This window comes from Pseudarthrobacter sp., assembly GCF_036675385.1.
Lineage (GTDB): Bacteria > Actinomycetota > Actinomycetes > Actinomycetales > Micrococcaceae > Arthrobacter.
Genome location: NZ_JAKFFD010000240.1, coordinates 1 through 5,613, shown reverse-complemented (window position 1 = coordinate 5,613; position 5,613 = coordinate 1). Strand labels below are relative to the sequence as shown.

Here is a 5,613-nt window from a genome sequence, read left to right as displayed (position 1 = left end):
AACGCATTCCCCCGGACTAGTTGAGATTTCCTCGGACTAGTTGAGGTAGCCGTTCGGGTTCAGGACATACTTCGTGGCCGCTCCGGCATCGAATTCTGCGTAACCCCGCGGGGCATCCTCGAGCGAAATGGCCGTGGCGTTGACCGCCTTGGCGATCTGGATCCTGTCATGCAGGATCGCCATCATGAGTTGCCGGTTGTACTTCATCACCGGGCACTGGCCGGTCGCGAAGGAGAGCGACTTCGCCCAGCCGGTGCCCAGGGACAGGGACAGGCTGCCCTTCTGGGCCGCCTCGTCCGCGGCACCCGGATCCCCGGTGACATAAAGGCCGGGAATGCCCAGGGAACCGCCGGCGGCGGTGAGGTCCATCAGGGAATTGAGCACGGCGGCCGGCGCCTCCTGGGCCCCGGCACCGTGTCCGTGTCCGCGGGCCTCGAAACCGACCGCGTCGATACCGGCATCGACCTCCCGGACGCCGAGAAGCTGCTCGATCTGGTCAGCCGGATCGCCGTTGGCCACATTGACGGTTTCGCAGCCAAAGGATCGGGCCTGGGCCAGGCGGTCCTCATTGAGGTCCCCCACGATGACCACCGCGGCCCCCAGCAGTTGCGCGCTGGCCGCCGCGGCAAGCCCCACGGGACCGGCCCCGGCAACATAGACGGTGGATCCGACGCCGACACCTGCCGTAACGGCCCCGTGGAATCCGGTCGGGAGGATGTCCGAGAGCATGGTCAGGTCCATGATCTTCTCCAGGGCCTGGTCGCGATCAGGGAACCGCAACAGGTTCCAGTCCGCGTAGGGGACCAGGACGAACTCCGCCTGCCCGCCGACCCATCCGCCCATGTCAACATAGCCGTAGGCGGACCCGGGACGGTCCGGGTTCACGTTCAGGCAGATCCCGGTCTTGCCCTCCTTGCAGTTCCGGCAGCGCCCGCAGGAGATATTGAAGGGGACCGAGACGATGTCCCCGACCTTGATGAACTCCACGTCGGGCCCGGTCTCGATGACTTCCCCGGTGATCTCGTGCCCCAGGACGAGGCCGGCCGGGGCGGTCGTGCGGCCACGAACCATGTGCTGGTCCGAGCCGCAGATGTTGGTGCTTACGGTGCGCAGGATGACCCCGTGCGGGACCTTTCGGCCGACATTAACGGGATTGACGCCGGGCCCGGCCTGCAGTTCAAAGGTGGGAAACGGGGTATCGATGATTTCCACGATCCCCGGCGCCTTGTATGCAACGGCTTTGTTACCTGACATTGAATGGCTCCTATGGGTTGGCGATCGAACCCTCACGGTGATGCTGGTCGCATCAGGCTGTCTGTGAGGTAGTTGTTGTCAGTCTTGGTGAAGCAAGCTGGAAGCGGCTAGGCGTCGATCACCAAATCGGTGCGCGCTGTGGAGCAGCAGGGCAGGAACTTGCCTGCATCGATTTCCCGTGCCCGGATCCCGCCCTGGTGGTTCATCTCGACGTCCCCGGAAAGCTTGACGACCTTGCAGGAGCCACACATGCCCTCCTTGCAGTTAGCGCCGATCCTGACGCCCGCACGCTGGGCCGCCCCGAGGATGTGCTCGGTGGGGTCGATGCGCACATTGATGCCGGTGCGCATGAAGGACAGCGTGAGGCTTCCCGTTCCCACGGTGTCGAAGCTCGAGGCATCAGGGGAGTCGGCCTCCGGCGCCATGCCGGAACCGCCGTCGGGGGCCTCGGTAGGGGGCGCGTCCGGGTCGACGGTTTCCAGCGGCAGCCCCGTGGCCTTCAGGGTTCCCTCGGCGTCGTAGCCTGGCTCGTAGAGCCCGAACGCGGTGGGCTGGCTTTCGTAGTAGTCCTCGGCGGAGTCAGCGATTTCCTCGGCGATTTCCTCAGCAATGTCCACGGCAAACGCGAGCTCCGCCTGGTATTCAAGGAGCGTCTGGCGATCTCCCGAGAAGAATTCCATGTAGATGGAGGTGTCGTCGACGCCAACCTTCCCCAGGAGCTCGGTGGCGGTGTTCAGGTAACCCTCGGGGCCGCAGGCATAGACCTGGCGGCCGTTGGCATCGGGGGCCACCTCGTCCAGCATGGCTGCCGTCAGTCTTCCGCTGAGCCCTTCCCACCCCTCGGGTCTGTTGCGGTCGCCGAGGGAGTAGAAGACCTTGATGCGCGAGTCCACGGAGGCGATGTAGGCCAGCTCCTTGTGGAAGGCAAAGCCTCCGGCCTCCGCTCCGTGGTAGAGCACCACAACATCGGCATGTCCGGGCAGGGAGTGGATGGTCCGCACCATGGACATGATGGGGGTGATGCCTGCGCCGGCGGCCAGCAAGAGATACCGCGCCCGCCGGTCGGCATCCGGCAAGTGGAATGCGCCGACCGGCCCGAGCATCTCGAGCACAGTGCCGGGTTTGACATTCTCGTGCACCCACGGTGAAACCAGTCCTGTGGGGTCGCGTTTGACACTGATGTTGAAGGTCCAAGGCTCAGTCGGGGAACTGGACAGCGAATAGCTGCGGTCCACCGGATCCTGGCCCTCGCCATTCACCGGAAAAGCGATGTTCACATACTGGCCCGCACGGAACGCCAGGGGCGCACCGTCGCAGCGGCGGAACACGAAGGTCATTAAGCCGCCCGCCTCGGGAACGGTCTCCACACATTCGGCCATGAACTCCTGTGGATGCCAGGGGCCCAGTGCACGGGCAGCACGGGCGGGTGCCTCGGTGCTGCCCATGACCCTGTTCCACGGCATCTCAAGACCGCGAATGCGCTGTGGCTCCCGGATGGCCGTCTCGGTGAGGAGTTCAATCATGCCAAGTGCTCCTGCACACGCTGCACGTACCAGTTGATGAACGCCTCCACCTGGTACTCGCTCTTCATGTACGGGCCGGGCTCGTAGGCCGGGCTTCCGGCACCCTGCTGGCACAACTCCACGAACGCCTTGTCCTGCAGGTTTGTCTGCTTCCAGGTGTAGGTGAGCTTCTCAAGGTCGTAGTCGACGCCTTCCTCGGCGTCGTCGGCCACCAGCCAGGTGGTGCGTACCAGGGTCTGGTGTTCGTTGACGGGGAAGACGCCGAACGTGATGACGTGGTCGCTCTGGAAGTGGAACCAGCTGTTGGGCTGCAGGTGCATCGAGCAGCGGCCAAGGCGGAAGTCCGGCAAGTCGCCGAGCAGCTTCTTGGAGAGCCTGCGCCCGTCGGGCGAGAACGATTCGCCCTCTCCGTCGAGCGATTCACGTGAGATGCGGATTCCTGCGATGCGTGTGTCGAGCTCCTCGACCACCTCGTAGGGAAGGCCGTAGCGGCGGCAACGCTCCTCGAGCGAGGACTGGGCTTCCTTGTTGCGGTCCCACACTTCTTCGAGATGGGCCGGGATCAGGCCCTCCGTCAGTCCCCAGGTGGGAAAGAGGGAACAGGCGAGCTCCGGGTGTCCGTCGCAGTGGTAGCACTCACGGTTGTTCTCCATGACGAGCTTCCAGTTGCCCTCCTCGATGATGTTCTGCTGGTAGGCGATTTTCGTCTTCGACAGATCGTGGGGCGCGAGGTATGGCTCGAAGATCTTTGAGGTTTCGTCGAAGTCGGTTGGCGGTTCGTCCGCAATGCAGACGAAGATGAGTCCGGCCACCTCGCGGCTGTGGGCACGCTTGAGGCCGAAGCAGCCCTTGTCGAACTTCGTCTCCCCCGGTGCCGAGGCGTGGATCAGATTACCTTCTGGAGAGTATGTCCAGGAGTGGTAGCCGCAGACCAGGTTTCCTGTTGACCCCGCGGCTTCTGTGAGGACGCGGGCGCCGCGGTGGCGGCACACGTTGTGCAGGACGTTAACGCCGCCGTCGTCGTTGCGCAGGACGATCAGGGAGTAGGGCCCGTAGTCGACGGTGATGTAGTCACCCGGCTCCGGCAGTTCGGCGATGCTGCCGGCAAAGATCCAGTGCTGGCCAAAGATGGCCTTCATGTCGATGCTGAAGATCGTCGGGTCGGTGTAGAAGGGGGCATCGAGGGAATATCCCGTGCGCCGGAACTCGAACAACTCGCTGATTTCCGCCAGCTGCTCTGCAGGCAAGGATGAAGCGAGTTTTCCGCGTGAGTTGAGGGGCAAGACTGGAGCAGACATGTGTTTCCTCCCGGGAGGCGTGGGTAAGTGTGTGATTCGTGGGACCACGGCTGCGTGGGGGTGCGAGCGGCGTTGTCGAAAACCTTGTAATCATGAGATTAGAGATCATTGATCCGCAACAAAAGCGCAAGATTTGGAAGATATCCGTGCACAATAGGTGCATGATCGATGCGAGGCTCATCACACTTCGGGTGCTTGCCCGGTGCGGCACCATTGGCGCAACCGCGGAGCTCACGGGGTATTCTCCCTCCGCCGTCTCCGCGCAATTGCGGGAGCTCCAGCGTGTGCTTGGAATGCAGCTGCTGACGAAGGACGGCCGGGGCGTGCGGCTGACCGCCACGGGCCGCTTTCTCGTGGCCGGCTCGGACACCCTCATTGCCGAATGGGAGCGCCTGCGCGCAGCAGCCATGGAGGCCGGCGACCAGGTGCAGTCCCGTTTTGGCCTGGGCGGTTTCTCCACGGCGGCCGCACAGTTGCTCGCGCCGCTGGCCGCCACCCTGCGCTCGACACGCCCACTGCTTGAGGTGCAGGTACTCGAGGCCAACCCGGCCCGCTGCTTCGATTTGTTGGTTGCCGAGCGAATCGACCTCGCGGTCATTGTTGCCATGCAGTCCGACACCTATGTTGAGGACGATCCTCGCTTCGAACAGACCGTTCTGCTCGACGATCCCCTGGACGTGATCATTCCCGCTGACCATCCGTTGGCATCGCGGGAAACTGTGACGCTCGAAGAGCTCGCGTCGGAACCATGGATCACCGAAGCCGCCGGTTCCACCTACCACTCCCTCTTCACGGCAGCCTTCACGGCAGTCGGGGTGACACCGCGCATTGCCCATGAGGCCGTTGAATGGGAAACCCAAATCGCCTTCGTGGGTGCGGGGCTGGGTGTGGGCCTGCTGCCGCGACTGGCACCCTTGCATAGCGCCGAAAACGTGGTTCGACTGCGCATCAGTGGCAAAGGGAAGCCATCGCGCCGCATCGTCGCTGCGGTGCGCAGGGGCAGCATCGCATCGCCCCTGATCCAGGAGTCGCTCGGTATCCTGCAGGTCAGCGCCAATCGGATCCTCGCCGCCCGACCCGAAGACGATCTCTAAAATCGCCTGGCCGCTATTCGTTGACGGCGGGCGAGCAGGTCTAAAAGGTGGCGACACGAGCGCGGCAGGCGTTCTACGCCGTACTAGGCGGGCCGCGGCACTGGATGAGCCAGAGCGTGCCCTAAGCGGCCCACGAAAGGGCCGTTTGCGGGCTGTAACCACGCCCGGCGTCCTTCGGCTGCACGGCTTCACCTACTGCAATCAACACAGCTCTGGCTTATGTTCTGCTCGCGGTCGTCCTGGCGATTCTGAGGGTCGATATTCGTGAGCTCGTCGGTCCGGTCACGCTGGTGCCGTGTGGTGGTTGCTGTTGGCGTTGGCGGGGGTGTGGGTGTGCCCCGGTGGCACGGGTTGGTTGGCCGCGTGCTACCGGGGCGGGTTGTTTCTGGGGGTGGGTTTAGGTGTTGTCCCGGTCTGTCTGTCGGGCCTGGATGGTGGGGATGC

Annotated in this window: 4 protein-coding genes; 1 reads left to right on the top strand and 3 read right to left on the bottom strand. The window is 63.9% G+C overall.

The window, feature by feature from the left end; all coding sequences use genetic code 11:
- Positions 1 to 36: 36 nt before the first annotated feature.
- From fdhA to V6M49_RS19805, 3 genes are all read right to left on the bottom strand, one after another.
- A complete protein-coding gene (gene fdhA, locus V6M49_RS19815; RefSeq protein WP_141139021.1) occupies positions 37 to 1,254 on the bottom strand; it encodes a formaldehyde dehydrogenase, glutathione-independent in 1,218 nt (405 codons plus the stop codon).
- Between the two features lie 107 nt (positions 1,255 to 1,361).
- The gene (locus V6M49_RS19810) at positions 1,362 to 2,777 is read right to left on the bottom strand and encodes a ferredoxin reductase (protein WP_141139022.1); all 1,416 of its coding nucleotides are present in this window, start codon (positions 2,775 to 2,777) and stop codon (positions 1,362 to 1,364) included.
- Positions 2,774 to 4,075, bottom strand: a complete 1,302-nt coding sequence (locus tag V6M49_RS19805; protein ID WP_141139023.1) for an aromatic ring-hydroxylating oxygenase subunit alpha — start codon at positions 4,073 to 4,075, stop codon at positions 2,774 to 2,776. Before V6M49_RS19805 ends, V6M49_RS19810 begins: the two co-directional genes overlap by 4 nt.
- 161 nt (positions 4,076 to 4,236) lie before the next feature.
- On the opposite strand from V6M49_RS19805, the gene V6M49_RS19800 reads away from it, so the two are divergent.
- On the top strand, positions 4,237 to 5,169 hold the full coding sequence (locus tag V6M49_RS19800; RefSeq protein WP_141139024.1) for a LysR family transcriptional regulator: 933 nt from the start codon (positions 4,237 to 4,239) through the stop codon (positions 5,167 to 5,169).
- Positions 5,170 to 5,613: the final 444 nt, after the last annotated feature.

Bases quoted from the DNA above. Each gene is read 5' to 3' on its own strand.
- V6M49_RS19810 (WP_141139022.1), bottom strand. From the start codon at position 2,777: ATGATTGAACTCCTCACCGAGACGGCCATCCGGGAGCCACAGCGCATT.
- fdhA (WP_141139021.1), bottom strand. From the start codon at position 1,254: ATGTCAGGTAACAAAGCCGTTGCATACAAGGCGCCGGGGATCGTGGAA.
- V6M49_RS19805 (WP_141139023.1), bottom strand. From the start codon at position 4,075: ATGTCTGCTCCAGTCTTGCCCCTCAACTCACGCGGAAAACTCGCTTCA.
- V6M49_RS19800 (WP_141139024.1), top strand. From the start codon at position 4,237: ATGATCGATGCGAGGCTCATCACACTTCGGGTGCTTGCCCGGTGCGGC.